This window comes from Pseudomonas sp. p50(2008) (assembly GCF_015351605.1).
Classification (GTDB): domain Bacteria; phylum Pseudomonadota; class Gammaproteobacteria; order Pseudomonadales; family Pseudomonadaceae; genus Aquipseudomonas.
In genome coordinates, this window is the sequence record NZ_JACMYF010000006.1 from 302,786 (window position 1) to 319,143 (window position 16,358).

General features: G+C 60.0%; 16 protein-coding genes. 12 read left to right on the forward strand and 4 right to left on the reverse strand.

Annotated features, from left to right (window positions below; translation table 11 throughout):
• Positions 1 to 57 precede the first annotated feature (57 nt).
• On the forward strand, positions 58 to 873 hold the full coding sequence (locus tag H7698_RS18680; RefSeq protein ID WP_194692408.1) for a gamma-carboxygeranoyl-CoA hydratase: 816 nt from the start codon (positions 58 to 60) through the stop codon (positions 871 to 873).
• Complete coding sequence (locus H7698_RS18685) at positions 873 to 2,822, forward strand: acetyl/propionyl/methylcrotonyl-CoA carboxylase subunit alpha (protein ID WP_194692409.1); 1,950 nt, start codon at positions 873 to 875, stop codon at positions 2,820 to 2,822. The genes H7698_RS18680 and H7698_RS18685 overlap by 1 nt, the downstream gene beginning before the upstream one ends.
• Positions 2,823 to 2,861: 39 nt before the next feature.
• Here H7698_RS18685 and H7698_RS18690 read toward each other — a convergent pair whose 3' ends face one another.
• Positions 2,862 to 3,509: a LexA family protein gene (locus H7698_RS18690; protein ID WP_194692410.1), complete on the reverse strand. Its 648-nt coding sequence runs from the start codon at positions 3,507 to 3,509 to the stop codon at positions 2,862 to 2,864.
• Between the two features lie 130 nt (positions 3,510 to 3,639).
• On the opposite strand from H7698_RS18690, the gene H7698_RS18695 reads away from it, so the two are divergent.
• The 6 genes from H7698_RS18695 to H7698_RS18720 all read left to right on the forward strand — a co-directional run bounded on the left by H7698_RS18695 (position 3,640) and on the right by H7698_RS18720 (position 10,024).
• Complete coding sequence (locus tag H7698_RS18695; RefSeq protein WP_162437545.1) at positions 3,640 to 3,978, forward strand: DUF6124 family protein; 339 nt, start codon at positions 3,640 to 3,642, stop codon at positions 3,976 to 3,978.
• A gap of 607 nt (positions 3,979 to 4,585) precedes the next feature.
• Complete coding sequence (glcD, locus tag H7698_RS18700; RefSeq protein ID WP_162437546.1) at positions 4,586 to 6,085, forward strand: glycolate oxidase subunit GlcD; 1,500 nt, start codon at positions 4,586 to 4,588, stop codon at positions 6,083 to 6,085.
• Entirely contained in the window at positions 6,085 to 7,149 is a 1,065-nt protein-coding gene (gene glcE / locus H7698_RS18705) for a glycolate oxidase subunit GlcE (protein ID WP_194692411.1), read from the forward strand. Before glcD ends, glcE begins: the two co-directional genes overlap by 1 nt.
• A 3-nt stretch (positions 7,150 to 7,152) precedes the next feature.
• Entirely contained in the window at positions 7,153 to 8,370 is a 1,218-nt protein-coding gene (gene glcF / locus H7698_RS18710; RefSeq protein ID WP_194692412.1) for a glycolate oxidase subunit GlcF, read from the forward strand.
• 19 nt (positions 8,371 to 8,389) lie between these two features.
• Complete coding sequence (locus H7698_RS18715; protein WP_162437549.1) at positions 8,390 to 8,791, forward strand: heme-binding protein; 402 nt, start codon at positions 8,390 to 8,392, stop codon at positions 8,789 to 8,791.
• Between the two features lie 81 nt (positions 8,792 to 8,872).
• The gene (locus H7698_RS18720; protein WP_194692413.1) at positions 8,873 to 10,024 is read left to right on the forward strand and encodes a M14 family metallopeptidase; all 1,152 of its coding nucleotides are present in this window, start codon (positions 8,873 to 8,875) and stop codon (positions 10,022 to 10,024) included.
• 53 nt (positions 10,025 to 10,077) lie between these two features.
• Here the strand turns inward: H7698_RS18720 and H7698_RS18725 are convergent, their stop codons facing one another.
• Positions 10,078 to 10,524, reverse strand: coding sequence for a winged helix-turn-helix transcriptional regulator (locus H7698_RS18725; RefSeq protein ID WP_162437551.1), 447 nt, complete (start codon positions 10,522 to 10,524; stop codon positions 10,078 to 10,080).
• Positions 10,525 to 10,618: 94 nt separating this feature from the next.
• On the opposite strand from H7698_RS18725, the gene H7698_RS18730 reads away from it, so the two are divergent.
• Complete coding sequence (locus H7698_RS18730) at positions 10,619 to 11,821, forward strand: MFS transporter (protein ID WP_194692414.1); 1,203 nt, start codon at positions 10,619 to 10,621, stop codon at positions 11,819 to 11,821.
• 124 nt (positions 11,822 to 11,945) lie between these two features.
• On the opposite strand, the gene H7698_RS18735 is transcribed toward H7698_RS18730, so the two are convergent.
• Positions 11,946 to 12,491, reverse strand: coding sequence for a cytochrome b (locus H7698_RS18735; protein ID WP_162437553.1), 546 nt, complete (start codon positions 12,489 to 12,491; stop codon positions 11,946 to 11,948).
• The gene (locus H7698_RS18740) at positions 12,488 to 13,573 is read right to left on the reverse strand and encodes a catalase family peroxidase (protein WP_194692415.1); all 1,086 of its coding nucleotides are present in this window, start codon (positions 13,571 to 13,573) and stop codon (positions 12,488 to 12,490) included. Before H7698_RS18740 ends, H7698_RS18735 begins: the two co-directional genes overlap by 4 nt.
• A gap of 158 nt (positions 13,574 to 13,731) precedes the next feature.
• On the opposite strand from H7698_RS18740, the gene H7698_RS18745 reads away from it, so the two are divergent.
• The 3 genes from H7698_RS18745 to zapE all read left to right on the forward strand — a co-directional run bounded on the left by H7698_RS18745 (position 13,732) and on the right by zapE (position 16,279).
• On the forward strand, positions 13,732 to 14,238 hold the full coding sequence (locus H7698_RS18745; RefSeq protein WP_194692416.1) for a sigma-70 family RNA polymerase sigma factor: 507 nt from the start codon (positions 13,732 to 13,734) through the stop codon (positions 14,236 to 14,238).
• Positions 14,235 to 14,987, forward strand: coding sequence for an anti-sigma factor family protein (locus tag H7698_RS18750; protein WP_162437556.1), 753 nt, complete (start codon positions 14,235 to 14,237; stop codon positions 14,985 to 14,987). Before H7698_RS18745 ends, H7698_RS18750 begins: the two co-directional genes overlap by 4 nt.
• Positions 14,988 to 15,151: 164 nt before the next feature.
• Positions 15,152 to 16,279, forward strand: a complete 1,128-nt coding sequence (gene zapE / locus H7698_RS18755; RefSeq protein WP_194692417.1) for a cell division protein ZapE — start codon at positions 15,152 to 15,154, stop codon at positions 16,277 to 16,279.
• Positions 16,280 to 16,358: the final 79 nt, after the last annotated feature.

Below are 16,358 nucleotides of genomic sequence, written 5' to 3' on the forward strand. Positions count from 1 at the left end.
AGCAATCGTAGACCGCAGACAAATCCGCTCCCGCAAGGACCGTGGAGACGGACCCCTATGAACGACTTCAATACCCTGGAACTGCAAACCGATCCTCGGGGTTTCGCCACCTTGTGGCTCAACCGTGAAGAAAAGAACAACGCGTTCAATGCCGAGATGATCCGCGAATTGATCCTCGCGCTGGACACCGTGTCGAGCGATACCAGCCTGCGATTTTTACTGCTGCGCGGACGCGGCAAGCATTTCAGCGCCGGTGCTGATCTGGCGTGGATGCAGCAATCGGCCGAACTCGACTACCACACCAACCTCGACGACGCCCGGGAACTGGCAGAGTTGATGTACAACCTCGGCAAACTGAAAATCCCGACACTGGCAGTGGTGCAAGGCGCTGCATTCGGCGGCGCCCTGGGCCTGATCAGTTGCTGCGACATGGCGATTGGCGCCGATGACGCGCAATTCTGCCTGTCGGAAGTACGCATCGGCCTGGCACCAGCCGTGATCAGTCCGTTCGTGGTGCAAGCCATCGGCGAACGGGCGGCACGTCGCTATGCCCTGACCGCCGAACGTTTTGGCGGCCAACGGGCACGGGAAATCGGTTTGTTGTCGGAGAGTTATCCGCTGGCAGACCTGGAGCAGAAAGTCGAACAGTGGATCGACAACATGCTCCTCAATAGCCCGGCCGCCATGCGCGTCAGCAAAGACTTGCTGCGTGAAGTCGGCAACGGTGCACTGACCCCGGCGCTGCGTCGCTATACAGAAAACGCCATCGCCCGCATCCGCGTCAGCCCCGAAGGCCAGGAAGGTCTGCGGGCTTTCTTGCAAAAACGTCCGCCGAGCTGGCAAGCCGCAATCACCCCCAAGGAGCCACGCTGATGAGCACACCTGTTATCACCACCGTGCTGGTCGCCAACCGCGGTGAAATCGCCTGCCGGGTGATGCGTACTGCCAAGGCGCTGGGCCTGACCACCGTGGCTGTGCACAGCGCTATCGACCGCGAAGCCCGACACAGCCGCGAAGCGGACATCCGCATCGACCTGGGTGGGAGCAAAGCCGCCGACAGCTACCTGCAAATCGACAAGCTGATCGCAGCCGCCAAGGCCAGCGGCGCCCAGGCGATTCACCCCGGTTATGGCTTTCTCTCGGAAAATGCCGGCTTCGCTCGCGCTATCGAAAGCGCCGGTCTGGTCTTCCTCGGCCCACCCGCCTCGGCGATTGACGCCATGGGGAGCAAGTCCGCTGCCAAAGCCCTGATGGAAACCGCTGGCGTTCCACTGGTGCCCGGTTATCACGGCGAAGCACAGGACCTGGATACTTTTCGCGATGCCTGTGAGCGAATCGGCTACCCGGTGTTGCTCAAGGCGACGGCGGGTGGTGGCGGCAAAGGCATGAAAGTGGTCGAGGACGTCAGCCAACTGGCGGAAGCCCTCGCCTCGGCCCAACGTGAAGCCCAATCCTCGTTTGGCGACTCGCGCATGCTGGTCGAAAAGTACCTGCTCAAACCGCGCCATGTGGAAATCCAGGTCTTCGCCGACCAGCACGGCAACTGCCTGTACCTCAACGAGCGCGACTGCTCGATTCAGCGTCGGCATCAAAAAGTCGTTGAAGAAGCACCCGCTCCCGGCCTGAGCCCGGAACTGCGTCGCGCCATGGGCGAAGCGGCTGTGCGTTCCGCCCAGGCAATCGGATACGTCGGCGCCGGTACCGTGGAATTCCTGCTGGATGCGCGCGGTGAGTTCTTCTTCATGGAGATGAACACGCGCCTGCAAGTGGAACACCCGGTGACCGAGGCCATCACCGGCCTCGACCTGGTGGCCTGGCAGATTCGAGTGGCGCGGGGTGAAGCGCTGCCGATGACTCAAGAGCAGGTTCCACTGATCGGCCACGCGATTGAGGTGCGGCTGTACGCAGAAGACCCGGGCAATGATTTTCTACCCGCCACCGGGCGTCTGGAGTTGTATCGCGAATCTGCCGAAGGTCCCGGTCGTCGTGTCGACAGTGGCGTGGAAGAAGGCGACGAGATCTCGCCCTTCTACGATCCGATGCTCGGCAAATTGATTGCCTGGGGTGAAGACCGGGAGCAGGCGCGGTTGCGCTTGCTGAGCATGCTCGATGAGTTTGCGATCGGTGGTCTCAAGACCAACATCAATTTTCTGCGCCGCATCATCGGCCATCCCGCCTTTGCAGCGGCAGAACTGGATACCGGGTTTATCCCGCGCTATCAGGAACAGCTGCTGCCGGCACCCGCCAGTCTCAGTGATGAGTTCTGGCAAGCGGCCGGGCAAGCATTTGCCCAAAGCCTGAGACCTTCTACGCGCACTGATGACCCGAGTTCGCCATGGAGCAGCAGCACAGGCCTGCGTTGCGGATTGCCGAAAGAGATTACTTTGCACCTGAGCTGTGAAGGACAGGACCGGGCGCTGACGTTAGGCGATACGCGCTCGGCGCAGCTTCGGGGCGAGCACCTGCTGACCGAGCACGACGGCATGCGCCTGCAGCATCGGGCGATCCGCCGGGACGGCATCGTCTACTTGCAATGGGAGGGTGAATTGCGTCGCATCGAGTCCTACGACCCGATCAGTGCCGTCGAGGCCAGCCACAGCCATCAGGGCGGGCTCACCGCGCCCATGAACGGCAGCATCGTGCGGGTCCTGGTGGAAGCCGGGCAAACGGTGGAAGCCGGCGCGCAACTGGTGGTGCTTGAAGCCATGAAGATGGAACACAGCATCCGTGCCCCCCACGCGGGCGTGATCAAGGCGCTTTATTGCCAGGAAGGCGAGATGGTCAGCGAAGGCAGTGCATTGGTCGAGCTGGAAGACGCGTGAAATGAAGATCGGTCCTACGCAATGCCAGGACCGATCCGATTAGAATTTGAAAGTTGCCTGTACGACCACGCCGATCATTCGGCAGTCATCGGTAAACAGCATTTTCGGGTACGTGGGATTGAGCGGGACCAGGTAACGCTGACCGCCCTCTTCAACCAGCTTGCGAAAGGTCGCGCTGGCGCTGCTCGGCCACCGGGCGATCACCAGTTTGCCGGGGATCGCTTCGACGTTAGGGTCCACCAGAATCAACATGTCCTCGCCGATACTGAGACCGCTGGGTGCTGTCATGGCGTCGCCCTCGACCCTCAGCCAGAACGCCCCCTCTCGAGCATGGTAATCGGACAGCTCGAAACGCCTCTCGCCGTACACCGGCAACTCACCATCACGCACGTGTCCCGTTTCCCGCCAGTCACTGACCGGGTAGCGGAAGTAAGGGTTATATTTCTGCGTCAGAGACAGCTCGTCATCTTCTGAAGCCTCGGTTTCTCTGATGACCATCGCCACCTCGAGAAACTCCAACCCCAGTGCCTGCAAGACCCGATTCATGTCTTCAATGCTGGGCTGGCGGCGTTTTTTCAGCCAGTGCCCCACTCCACCCTGGGACATCCCGAGACGTTCAGCGAGTATCTCTTGAGTGATGTTGAGGTCACTCATCTTGGCCTTGACCAATTCAATCCATTTATCCATGTTCGGCACGATACGGCGGCTCCTGCCTGGCTGCAAAACACAACTTGTATTATTTCAGTTCTTGTAACAAATACATAACGTATTAGGATTTATTCAGGGATCTGAACCTACTACGGAGTCTACAAACACCATGACCTTACCCGGCATCGAAGCCCCCGGCATGCTCGACACAACCCTGAACTCTCCGCAAGGCAGCGCCGCTGCGCAGCGGGCACTGGACTATTACTTGAAACCCGCTGTTCTGGATGAGGTGACTGAAGAACGCTTTTTCGATGTAAACCGCAGCATCAGCGGCGAAGAAGCGCTGGTCCACGCTTCGGACTTGATGCGGTGTGCGGCTGCGATTGCCTACGAATCCGCCAGCAATCTGCAAGGCGCCAGCCGCGATCTTGCGTTCTCGACGGTCCACATGATCGACATGGCAAGGGCCATGGTTGACCGTGCACTCAAGTCTGATCAGATCAAATAAAAAGGAAAGACACGGACGACGACGGGAAAGAATATTCCCATCGGGCAGGTAAAATCATTTGACTTGCAAACGAGAATGATTATTATTGCATCAGCTGATCGCGAGATCAGTCGATGGACCAAGAGGCCTTAGGTCGGTCTCCTGGACTATCTCCTCATCAGGCTAATCACGGTTTTTGACCCGGCTTTTTGCCGGGTCTTTTTTTTGCCGGTTAAACCGGCTTATGGCTTCAGGCTAATGAAGTCTTTACGTGTTACAAATTCGATGGCGCGGATGATATCAAAAGAATATCCGTTGGCAAGAGAAGCCCGGCTACATTGGCCCAAACTAATGAAAATTAGCACTTGAGAATCAATCGCACAGTCTCTAAGCTGCGTCGGCGTCAAGGAAGACGCCCCCCGTTTCACCCCTCTCCAGCAGCAACAAAACCGCTTACGTTCACAGGCTCATAAGCCGCTGTTTTACCTGCGATTCCCACGCGCACCTCAAAATACCTCATCAAAAACTGTTTCTATTGGCCCAACAACCGATAGACAGTTTGACGCGTGCGGCCAATGATGAAAGCGACAGGCCTCTTATAAAAACAAAGGAGTGTCGTGAACCGCCTATGAACATCCTCTACGACGAACGCGTCGACGGTGTCCTGCCCGACGTTGATAAAAGCGCGCTGTTGCACGCACTGCAAACGCGACTGCCGAATCTGGAGATCCTGCATCAGCAGGAAGAACTCAAACCTTACGAGTGCGACGGGCTGTCAGCCTATCGCACCACGCCTTTACTGGTCGTTCTGCCGCGTCACCTGGACGAAGTACAAGCTGTACTTCAGGTCTGCCATGAACGACGCGTGTCGGTCGTCGCCCGTGGCGCCGGAACCGGTTTGTCCGGAGGTGCATTGCCCCTGGAAAAAGGCGTATTGCTGGTGATGGCGCGCTTCAACAACATTCTGCAGATCGACCCTGCCGCCCGCACCGCACGGGTTCAACCGGGTGTGCGCAATCTGGCCATCTCCCAGGCCGCTGCCCCTTATGGACTTTATTACGCGCCGGACCCGTCCTCACAGATCGCCTGTTCCATCGGCGGCAACGTTGCGGAAAACGCCGGTGGCGTGCATTGCCTGAAGTACGGTTTAACTGTGCACAACGTGCTCAAGGTCGAGATCCTGACGGTCGACGGTGAACACCTGACGCTGGGCTCGAATGCACTCGACTCCCCGGGTTTCGATCTGCTGGCGTTATTCACCGGTTCCGAAGGCATGCTCGGGGTCATCACCGAAGTCACGGTCAAATTGCTGCCCAAGCCGCAGACGGCCAAAGTGCTGCTGGCGGCGTTCGACTCCGTCGAGAAAGCCGGTCGCGCGGTCGCAGACATCATCGCCGCGGGCATCATTCCCGGCGGACTGGAGATGATGGATAACCTGGCGATTCGTGCCGCCGAAGATTTCATTCACGCCGGTTATCCAGTCGATGCCCAGGCCATTCTTCTGTGTGAACTCGACGGCGTTGAAGCGGACGTGCACGAGGATTGCGACCGCGTGCGCCAGGTGCTGGAACAGGCCGGGGCCACCGAAGTGAGGCTCGCCAAAGACGAGGCCGAACGGGTGCGCTTCTGGGCCGGACGCAAGAATGCGTTCCCGGCGGTGGGTCGACTGTCTCCGGACTACTACTGCATGGACGGCACCATTCCCCGCCGTGAGTTGCCGGGCGTGCTGCAGGCGATTGCAGCGTTATCGGCCGAATACGATCTGCGCGTGGCCAACGTGTTCCATGCCGGTGACGGCAACATGCACCCGCTGATCCTGTTCGATGCCAATCAACCGGGCGAGCTTGATCGCGCCGAAGCCCTGGGCGGCAAGATCCTGGAGTTGTGCGTGAAAGTCGGTGGGAGCATTACCGGCGAGCATGGCGTGGGTCGGGAGAAAATCAATCAGATGTGCGCGCAGTTCAACAGCGATGAATTGACCGTGTTCCATGCCGTCAAGGCCGCGTTCGATCCGAGCGGTTTGCTCAATCCTGGCAAGAACATTCCAACCCTGCACCGCTGCGCCGAGTTCGGCGCCATGCACGTTCACATGGGGCAGTTGCCCTTCCCCGAACTGGAGCGATTCTGATGCGCAGCGAACAGGATTTCGATGACAGCCGCGCGCTGCTGGAACAGGTCAATCAGGCGCTGCAGAACGCCACACCATTGCGCATTCAAGGCTCAAACAGCAAAGCGTTCCTGGGGCGCATCGTCGCCGGTGAAGTCCTCGACACGCGCACCCACCGGGGCATTGTCAGCTATGACCCGACTGAACTGGTCATCACCGCACGGTGCGGCACGCCTTTGTCGCAGCTCACTGAAGCATTGGACGCCGCGCAACAGATGCTGCCCTGCGAACCGCCTTCCTTTGGCGAAGGCGCGACGGTGGGCGGCATGATCGCCAGCGGGTTGTCGGGACCAAGGCGGCCATGGTCAGGCTCGGTCAGGGATTTTGTCCTGGGCACTCGCGTCATCACCGGCCATGGCAAGCATTTGCGCTTTGGTGGCGAGGTGATGAAGAACGTGGCCGGTTACGACCTGTCGCGGCTGATGGCCGGCAGCTTTGGCGCCCTTGGGGTGATCAGCGAAGTCTCGCTCAAAGTCCTGCCGAAACCGCGCCAATGCTTGAGCATCAGCCTGGAAATGGACAGCGACCGCGCCTTGCTGCGCCTGGCGGAATGGGGCCAACAACCCTTGCCGATCAGCGCCGCGTGCCACGACGGTCAGCGTCTGCACTTGCGCCTGGAGGGCGGCGAAGGTTCGGTGACGGCGGCGCATGACCGCTTGGGCGGTGAGCCGCTGGATTCTTCCTATTGGGCGGATCTCAATGAACAGCGCTTGAGCTTTTTCGATGAAGTCCAGCCGCTCTGGCGACTGTCCGTCCCCCACAACACGCCCCGGCTTTCCCTGCCGGGCACGCAAATCATCGACTGGGGCGGTGCGCAACGCTGGCTCAAATCCGACGGCGACGCGGCGTTCATTCGCCAGGTTGTCGAGGAAGTCGGCGGGCATGTGACCTGCTACAGCCATGGCCTGATCGACAGCCCGTTCCAACCGTTGACGGCGTCATTGATGCGTTACCACCGGAATCTCAAGCAACAACTCGACCCTCGGGGAATCTTCAACCCCGCACGCCTGTATGCGGAGCTTTGAGCCATGCAGACCACCTTGAGCGAACACGCCCGCCAGCTACCCCGTGCCGAAGAAGCAGAAAGTATCCTGCGCTCATGCGTGCACTGCGGTTTCTGCAATGCCACCTGCCCGACGTATCAATTGCTCGGCGATGAACTGGATGGACCCCGGGGCCGCATCTACCTGATCAAGCAAGTGCTGGAAGGTAACGAGGTCACGCAGAAAACCCAACAGCACCTTGATCGCTGCCTGTCCTGCCGCAACTGCGAAACCACCTGCCCGTCCGGCGTCGACTATCACAACCTGCTGGATATCGGCCGTGCGGTGGTCGATGCAGCGGTGCCGCGCCCACTCGGCCAACGGCTGCTGCGCGAGGGACTGCGTGGTGTCGTGCCCAATCCGGGTCTGTTCAAGGGGCTGGTCAACAGTGGTCAGGTGTTCCGCGCCCTGCTGCCCGACAGCCTGCGAGTCAAATTGCCGCGCAACATGGCACCCGCCAAACCACGTCCGACTACGCGCCACGCTCGGCAGGTTCTGATACTCGAAGGCTGCGTTCAGCCCGGCCTGTCGCCCAATACCAATGCGGCGACATCGCGGGTCCTGGATCGATTGGGCATCAGCATCACGCCAGCGCGGGAGGCCGGATGCTGCGGTGCGGTGGACTATCACCTGGATGCTCAGTCCGCGGGGCTGGACCGCGCCCGACGAAACATCGATGCCTGGTGGCCGAGCATCGAAAACGGCGCCGAAGCCATCGTGCAAACCGCCAGCGGTTGTGGTGCCTTCATCAAGGACTACGGGCATTTGCTCGAAAACGATCCGGCGTATGCCGACAAGGCGAAAAAAGTCAGTGCCCTGGCCAAGGATCTGGTTGAAGTACTACGCGATGAGCCGCTGGAAAAACTCGCTGTACACAGTGAACAACGCCTGGCTTTCCATTGCCCCTGCACGTTGCAGCACGCACAAAAACTCGGCGGCGCCGTTGAAGCGGTCCTGCTTCGACTAGGCTTCAACCTTACCGCCGTGCCCGACAGCCATTTGTGCTGCGGTTCGGCGGGCACGTATTCGATCACCCAACCTGAACTGTCCAGACAATTGCGCGATAACAAACTCAATGCCCTGGAGAGCGGCCACCCTGACGTCATCGTCACGGCCAATATCGGCTGTCAGTCCCACCTGGATGGTGCAGGTCGAACCCCCGTTCGGCACTGGATCGAACTGGTCGAAGCCGCGTTGCCTTGACCGACCACTGGAGATTCACATGAAAAGCAAAGCCGTGTTGAGCCAGACCGAAGTCAGCCAGATCCTCACCGCCGCCCGCACTGAAGCCCAGAACAATCAATGGGCCGTGACCATTGTCGTCGTCGACGACGGCGGTCATCCCCTGGCGCTCGAACGCCTCGACGGGTGCGCCCCGATAGGCGCCTACATCGCCACCCAAAAGGCTCGCACCTCCGCTCTGGGCCGACGCGAATCAACCGACTATGAGGAGATGGTCAACGGTGGGCGCTTTGCGTTTTTGTCCGCCCCCCTGCTCACTTCACTGGAGGGCGGCGTGCCGATCATTGTCGATGGCCAGGTCATCGGCGCGGTGGGGGTGTCCGGCGTGAAAGCCGAACATGATGCACAAGTGGCCAGAGCGGGCGCCCACTGCATCAGATGATCGGGGGGATTTTTTCTACCCGCCTGAGCGCTTCCCAGCGTGTAAAGTACCTGCCATAAAAATCATATTCAGGAATCGACGATGGCCGTGGCTAAATCCTCTTTTGACATCAGCGCAAACTTCGACAGCGGCAACATTGAAGTGCTGGATATCAGCAATCCGCTTCACGCGCTCCTGGCCATCAGGCCCGACACGCGCAGCCCGCATTTCCAGTGGTTCCACTTCAAGGCCAGTGGCCTGCACGTCGGTCAGGAGCACTGGTTTCGCCTGAGCAATGCCAGCAAATCTTCCTACAACAAAGCCTGGGATGGTTACCAGGCCGTCGCCTCCTACGACCACGTCAACTGGTTCCGGGTGCCGACCATTTTCGAAGGCGACTGCCTGCGCTTCAGCCTCGAAACCACCGCCACCCATGCCTGGTTCGCTTACTTCGAACCCTACAGCCGTGGCCGCCATGACTGGTTGATAGAGCAGGCGCTGAGCAAGGCCGGCACCGAACTGCTGGCCACCGGCAAGAGCGTCGAAGGCCGGGACATTCAGCTGCTGCGCAAAGGCACCGGTGCCGAGGGCCGGCGCAAGGTCTGGATGATTGCCCAGCAACACCCGGGCGAGCACATGGCCGAATGGTTCATGGAAGGCGTGATCGAGCGTCTGGAGCATCACGACGATCCCGTGTTGAACAAACTGCTGGCCAGCGCCGACCTTTATCTGGTCCCGAACATGAACCCGGACGGCGCCTTCCATGGCCACCTGCGCACCAATGCAATGGGCCAGGACCTGAACCGCGCGTGGCAGAGCGCCAGTCAGGAGATGAGCCCGGAAGTGCTGTTCGTTCAGCAGCAGATGGAAAAACATGGCGTCGACCTGTTCCTCGACATCCATGGTGATGAAGAAATCCCTTACGTGTTCACCGCCGGTTGCGAAGGCAATCCCGGTTATACGCCAAGGATCGAGCAGCTCGAAACCCGCTTCCGCGATCATCTGAAGCATTTGACCAAAGACTTCCAGACCAAACACGGCTACACCCGGGACAAGCCGGGCGAGGCCAACATGACCCTGGCGTGCAACAGCGTCGGCGAAAAATTCGACTGCCTGTCGCTGACCCTGGAAATGCCCTTCAAGGACAACAATGATGCGCCTAACCCGATTACGGGTTGGTCGGGGAAACGTTCGAAGCAGTTGGGCAAGGATGTGTTGACCACCGTGGCGGACATGGTCGATACCCTGCGCTGATCCTGTTTACACATTGAAAGATCAAAAGATCGCAGGCTGCGATCTTTTGCCGTTCAATCGGCAGCGATTCGCACACAATCCTCCGGCCCCAGCAACCGCCCATCCTCGGCACGCAGCTCCAGAGGCCGCAGCGGCAGACCGTGTTCGCGGTCAACCAGCCGCGAATGCGCCTCCCCTTCCTCAAAGAAAAACGCCTCCCCCCACTGCCGCAATCCGATGATCAGCGGGAATAAGCCCTTGCCCTTCTCAGTCAGCACATATTCCTGATAAGCGCTGCCATCCGAGGCCGGCACCAGATCGAAAATTCCGTGGGCCACCAGTGCGCGCAAGCGCACCGACAGAATGTTCTTGGCCATGCCCAAACTGCGCTGGAACTCACCGAACCGGCAAATGCCGTCAAAGGCATCGCGCACGATCAGCAACGACCAGCCATCGCCGATGGCTTCCACGGATCGTGCGACCGGGCATTCGGCGTCTTCCTCGCTTATACGTCTAACCATGTCCGAATCCACTGAAACAAATGTGGTTGCAATATAAAACCAGATTCCCTACCGTACAACTGGTTTTAAATTGAAACCACATTGGGAGTTCGGCATGAAGCCTGATCATCATGTACTCAGCAGCGCCGTGGTGCTGCTGTTCGCTGTCGCCTGCGGACTGGCAGTCGGTAACGTTTACTTCGCACAACCCCTGCTCGATGCCATGGCCGCCGCGTTTGCGATGGACCCGGCAACCATCGGCATCGTCGTCACACTGACCCAGGTCGGGTACGGCGCGGGTCTGTTGCTGTTGGTACCACTCGGGGATCTGCTCAATCGCAGACGGCTGATCCTCACGCAAACACTGCTGTCGGCCCTGGCCTTGTTGATGATTGCGTGCGCGTCGAACAGCACCTGGCTGTTGATCGGGATGACGTTGACCGGGTTACTGGCGGTGGTGACGCAGGTCCTGGTGGCTTACGCCGCGACATTGGCACTCCCGGCGCAGCGAGGGCGCGTGGTGGGCGTGGTCACCAGCGGCATCGTCGTCGGCATCTTGCTGGCCCGTACAGTGGCCGGCGGCATGGCGGATCTGGCGGGGTGGCGCTCGGTGTATCTGTTGTCGGCAGGCTTGACCCTGGCCATGGCGCTGCTGTTGTTTCGCGTGCTGCCCAAGCACGAGGACAGGCAGCCCGACAGTTCTTACGGCGCGCTGCTCGGCTCGGTTTTCACCTTGTTCAAGGAAGAGCCCGTACTTCGTCAACGGGCGATTCTAGCGCTGCTGACCTTCGCCAGCGCCATGGTGTTATGGACGCCGATGGTGCTACCGCTAAGCGCCCCGCCGCTGTCGCTGTCCCATACTCATATCGGATTGTTTGGCCTGGCGGGTGCCGCCGGTGCGCTGGCAGCCGCTCGCGCCGGGCACCTGGCTGATCGGGGTTGGGGCCAATGGACCAGCGGCTGTTCCCTGTTGTTGATGTTGGCTTCCTGGCTGCCGATTGCCTTTACTCAATCTTCGTTATGGGCTTTGTTGCTGGGCGTAATCACGCTGGACCTGGGTTTACAGGCCGTGCACGTCACCAGCCAGAGCATGATCTACAGCGTGCGCCCCGAAGCCCAAAGCCGACTCACCGCCGCTTACATGCTGTTCTATTCGATAGGCAGCGCCTTGGGCTCGATCGGCTCGACGGCGATGTATGCCTGGGGTGGCTGGCTCGGAGTGTGTTTGCTGGGTGCAGGGATCAACGCTGTGGCGTTGATCTATTGGTGGAGCACGCTCGCCCCCAGAAGCAAACGTGCAGAAGTGGCGTTACCCTAACCATGCAGGAGCTGCCGCAGGCTGCGATCTTTTGATTTTGATCTCATAACAAGATCAAAAGATCGCAGCCTGCGGCAGCTCCTGCAAAAGTGTGTATCTCCTCAGATTCGACGTGGCTAAGAAATCAAACGCGATCCTTGCCCCGCAGCATGCTGTCCAGCACATCGTCGCGGCGCACCCAACCGTGGAACAACGCTGCCGCCAAATGCAGCAGTACGGTCAGAAACAGCAGGTACGCCAGGTAACCGTGTGCCTTGCGCAAGATCGCAAACACCTGGGCGTTGGCCGGCACGATCGACGGCAATTGCAACGAGCTGCTGAGCATCACCGGGTCACCCGCCGCCGAGATCATGGCCCAGCCCAGCAACGGCAAGATCAGCATCAAGGCGTACAGCAACACATGAGATGCCTTGGCCGCCAACACCTGCCATCCCGGCAAATCCGCGGGCAATGGCGGCTGCCGGGTGGAAAACCGCACCACCAGGCGCACGATGACCAGCAGCAGAATGGCGATGCCCAGGGGTTTGTGCAGATGGATCAGCCACTCATGACGCTCTGACACCGAGGCGACCATGCCCGCGCCAATAAACAGCATGGCGATGACCATCAGTGCCATCAGCCAATGCAGCAGCCGCGCCAACGGTGCGAAATGGTTCGGTTGAGTGCTCATTGTTGAGCCTCCTGTTTGGCGGCGGGCAACTGGCTGACTTCGCTGGTGCGTCGCAGATAGGAACTGGCGTACCCGGCGGAACGAGCGGCGAGCAATGGATCGTCCGAACCTTCGATGCCGGCAGGCAATACGAGCGGGTCATAGTTGATGTCGCGGCATTCGCCATTGAGCTGCGGCTGGGTGCTTTCGAGCACCAGCGTGCCCGCGTTCAGCACTTTGCGCCCGTCAGGCCAGGGCTTGCTGGCATCGTTCACCGGGTCACCCGGGTCAGCCAGCGTGATGTTCAGCTGCCAGCGCAACGGTCCTGCGGCGATTCGCTGGACCAGGTCTTTCTCCAGGAAATCCCCACCCGCCGGTGCCGTCGCACCCGCTGCATCCTGCGCCAACGGCACCATGCTCCAGCGCACGGCCTGACGTTGCCCGGCGGCATTGACCAGGTAGAACGCATTGACGCTGTTATAGGTTTCCGTCACGTAGCTGGCGGAAGGCTTGGCCGTTTTAACCCATGTCAGGAAAGGTATGGCTTCCGGGTGTGAAGCGAAAAACGCCGGGACTGCCGCCGGGTCCGGTTTGCCGGTGGCCGGGACGGGAGACTGGGCTTGTTGAAATTGGTAGAACGCTTCAGGGGTGCCCACCGGGAACACCGGCATGCTGTTCATCCCGGTGCGCCACTGCTGGCCGTTGGCCTGGGTGAAGCGCAGGGCCATGCTGCGGATCGGCACGCTGTTGTCCGGGGCATACGGGTTGCCGGCCGGCAAGGCAAAACGACCCACCACAGGTGTGCGCTCTTCATTGAACACCTGCGCAGTGGAGTAATTGCGCGCCTCGCTGCTGCTCTCGAAATGGCCGATCACACACACGCCTTTGGAATGGTTTCGCCGGAACCCCGGATGCACGCCGTTGTTGGTTTCCAGAACATTGATCAACTTTTTCGGCGTCAGCCGTTGTGGGTCAAACGTGCCGTTGACGTAGGCAAAAGCCCCGGCCACGACCGCGACGACCACGGCGATACCGGCCAGACGAAACACCAGGCTTGCAGCACTCAGCGGTGGTCGAGTGGGCGGTGTTGAGCGATCTACCATGAATGACTCCAGGGCCATCGGCCACAAGTGAGAAGAATCAAGCAGACGAACGCCCAGGCGGTTTATTCCATTGCCCGGTATTTATTTGTTCAGGCGTGGAATAACCTCCAATGCCGGACGTCTCCCATTCACAGAGCGTAGTGACTGGTTAGAAATTCATGAGCGATATCGACGAACAACTGAGTGAAATCATTCCCAGACTGCGGCGGTTTGCGCTTTCGCTCACGCGCAACCCCAGCAGCGCCGATGACCTGGTGCAGGCCAGCCTGGAGCGGGCGTTGTCGCGCTGGAACGACAAACGCCCCGAAGGTGATCTGCGCGCCTGGTTGTTTTCGATTCTGTATCGACAGTTTCTCGATGCGCATCGGCGCACCCGGCGATACGCGCGAATGCTCGAATTCTTTACCGGTCGTGATGACTCGCAGCCATCGGCGGAACGCACCGTGATCGCCCAATCCACCCTCCAGGCCTTCGACCAACTCGCCACTGAACAGCGCGCGCTGCTGCTTTGGGTGTCGGTAGAAGGCCTGAGCTATAAAGAGGTCGCCGAAATTCTCGGCGTGCCCATTGGCACCGTGATGTCCCGTCTGTCCCGCGCCCGCCAAGCGTTGCGCCACCTCAGCGAGGGTGAAATCATCCGCCCTGCTTTGCGGAGACTTAAATGATTAGCATGCCCCCAAGCGAGCGTGACCTGCACGCTTACATCGACCACCAGCTCAGCGACGATGACCGTCGTCTGGTGGAGACTTTTCTGGCAAGCAATGCCGAAGTGGCAGCCACTGTGCGTGCCTGGCAGCGGGACGCTCAGCAACTGCGGGCAGGTTTGAGCGGCTTGTTGCAGCAACCGGTCAATCCGCAACTCACACCCTCAATGATTCGCCAGCGAGTCAAACGACAATCGCGCCGTCATCTGGCGAGCGCCGCTGTGCTGCTGATTGCCGTCAGTGTCGGCGGGTTCAGTGGCTGGCAGGCCCGCGAGATGACCCTAGTCAGTGCCCAGGCACCCATGACCGATGCCCTGCAGGCGTACCGTCTGTTTGCGCAGCAAGGCATTTTGCCGGCGGATTTCAAGGTCAGCGACGATGGCGATGTACAAGGTTGGCTTGACCGCTATTTCACCCGGGCCAACCGCCTGCCGAACCTTGCGAGCGCAGGGTTCAAACCGGTCAGCGGACGGTTGCTCAGCACCGAACAGGGACCCGCGGCGATGGTGGTCTACGAAAACCCCGAGGGGCAGAAAATCAGCTTTTACGTACGCCCACCTGGCCCCAAAAACCTCTTCCTGCCCAGGGGCAGTCGCCACGACGGCGAGCTGCAGGCCGAGTACTGGTCGGGCGCCGGTTACAACTATGCAATGGTCAGCCCGAGCGACACCTCGGCGGCGCAAATGCTCAAGCAGACTGTACAGTTCTGAACCCGCCCCAACCGACAGGGTCGCGAGCGTGGTGTGCATCCGCATATTTCTGTCCAATGGCTCGCGGCAAGGCTCGGAGTGACTGGAAGGAAAAATCTCTATTTGGTTAAACTGTGCCGCCGCCGCTTGGGACGACGGCCTGACCATCACAGAGTGCTATCACAGTGGCCGTTCGACCACCTAACCGTCCGCGACTCACATCACGCTGGCCTGTGCTGCGCCGCTTGCTGGGCAAAGCCTCGAATGCTTCCACCAGCAACGCCAGCGGTCGGCTTGTTCATGACTACTTCCGCCACAAGGCGCACGCCCAGGGTTACACCCTCAGCCACAGTCAGCAGCGCGTGATCGACTGCATGGCACAGCACGCCGCGGCGTTGCTGGGCGCCTTGGCGAAACCCCTTCCCGGACTTTACCTGCATGGCGCTGTGGGACGAGGCAAAAGCTGGCTACTCGACGGATTTTTCCAGGCCATCCCGATCGCGGAAAAACGCCGGCTGCACTTCCATGAGTTCTTCGCTCAGTTGCATCAGGGCCTGTTCAGTCATCGTGATCGGCCCGACGCCCTGGAACTCACCCTCGATGAACTGCTGAGCGATTGCCGGATGCTGTGTTTCGACGAATTTCACGTCCATGACATCGGCGATGCGATGCTCATCACGCGACTGTTCAAAGCGCTTTTCCAGCGGGGCATCCTGCTGCTGGTCACCTCCAATTACCCTCCGGAAGGTTTGCTGCCGAACCCGCTTTACCACGCGCGGTTCAAACCGGTGATCGACCTGATCAACGCGCGCATGCAGGTCATGGAAGTCGGTGGGCCGCACGATTACCGCAGCCAGGCAAGAACCCACGCTCAACAGCTTTTCACTCAAGGTCAGTACCTTTGGCCAGACACGACACGGCAGCGTCAGGCACTGAACCTGCCCGATAGTGATACGCCGCCGATCAAGCTGCCCGTCGGAACCCGACACCTTCAAGCCCGATACTGCGAAGGGCGCACGGTCGGTTTTACCTTTGCCGATCTGTGTGACCAGCCTACGGCGGTGATGGACTATCTGGAGCTGTGCCGACGGTTTGATCACTGGATCATCGTCGCGCTGCCCAGCCTGGCCGATGCGTCCATTGCGGCGCAGCAGCGGTTCATCAATCTGGTTGACGTTTTGTACGATCAGGACAAGCACCTGACCTTGCTTGGCCAGCGGTCGTTGCGTGAAAGCCTGGACGGAGAGGCGATTGATCTGGCACGGACGCGTAGTCGGTTGGGGCAGTTGGTGGAGATAAAGGGTATGGTTTGATCTGTATTCTTTGGTGTCGCTAATGGCCTCATCGCGGGCAAGCCCGCTCCCACAGTTGATCGAGTTATCTGAAAGGACA

Bases quoted from the DNA above. Each gene is read 5' to 3' on its own strand.
- H7698_RS18680 (WP_194692408.1), top strand. From the start codon at position 58: ATGAACGACTTCAATACCCTGGAACTGCAAACCGATCCTCGGGGTTTC.
- H7698_RS18685 (WP_194692409.1), top strand. From the start codon at position 873: ATGAGCACACCTGTTATCACCACCGTGCTGGTCGCCAACCGCGGTGAA.
- H7698_RS18690 (WP_194692410.1), bottom strand. From the start codon at position 3,509: ATGGATAAATGGATTGAATTGGTCAAGGCCAAGATGAGTGACCTCAAC.
- H7698_RS18695 (WP_162437545.1), top strand. From the start codon at position 3,640: ATGACCTTACCCGGCATCGAAGCCCCCGGCATGCTCGACACAACCCTG.
- glcD (WP_162437546.1), top strand. From the start codon at position 4,586: ATGAACATCCTCTACGACGAACGCGTCGACGGTGTCCTGCCCGACGTT.
- glcE (WP_194692411.1), top strand. From the start codon at position 6,085: ATGCGCAGCGAACAGGATTTCGATGACAGCCGCGCGCTGCTGGAACAG.
- glcF (WP_194692412.1), top strand. From the start codon at position 7,153: ATGCAGACCACCTTGAGCGAACACGCCCGCCAGCTACCCCGTGCCGAA.
- H7698_RS18715 (WP_162437549.1), top strand. From the start codon at position 8,390: ATGAAAAGCAAAGCCGTGTTGAGCCAGACCGAAGTCAGCCAGATCCTC.
- H7698_RS18720 (WP_194692413.1), top strand. From the start codon at position 8,873: ATGGCCGTGGCTAAATCCTCTTTTGACATCAGCGCAAACTTCGACAGC.
- H7698_RS18725 (WP_162437551.1), bottom strand. From the start codon at position 10,524: ATGGTTAGACGTATAAGCGAGGAAGACGCCGAATGCCCGGTCGCACGA.
- H7698_RS18730 (WP_194692414.1), top strand. From the start codon at position 10,619: ATGAAGCCTGATCATCATGTACTCAGCAGCGCCGTGGTGCTGCTGTTC.
- H7698_RS18735 (WP_162437553.1), bottom strand. From the start codon at position 12,491: ATGAGCACTCAACCGAACCATTTCGCACCGTTGGCGCGGCTGCTGCAT.
- H7698_RS18740 (WP_194692415.1), bottom strand. From the start codon at position 13,573: ATGGTAGATCGCTCAACACCGCCCACTCGACCACCGCTGAGTGCTGCA.
- H7698_RS18745 (WP_194692416.1), top strand. From the start codon at position 13,732: ATGAGCGATATCGACGAACAACTGAGTGAAATCATTCCCAGACTGCGG.
- H7698_RS18750 (WP_162437556.1), top strand. From the start codon at position 14,235: ATGATTAGCATGCCCCCAAGCGAGCGTGACCTGCACGCTTACATCGAC.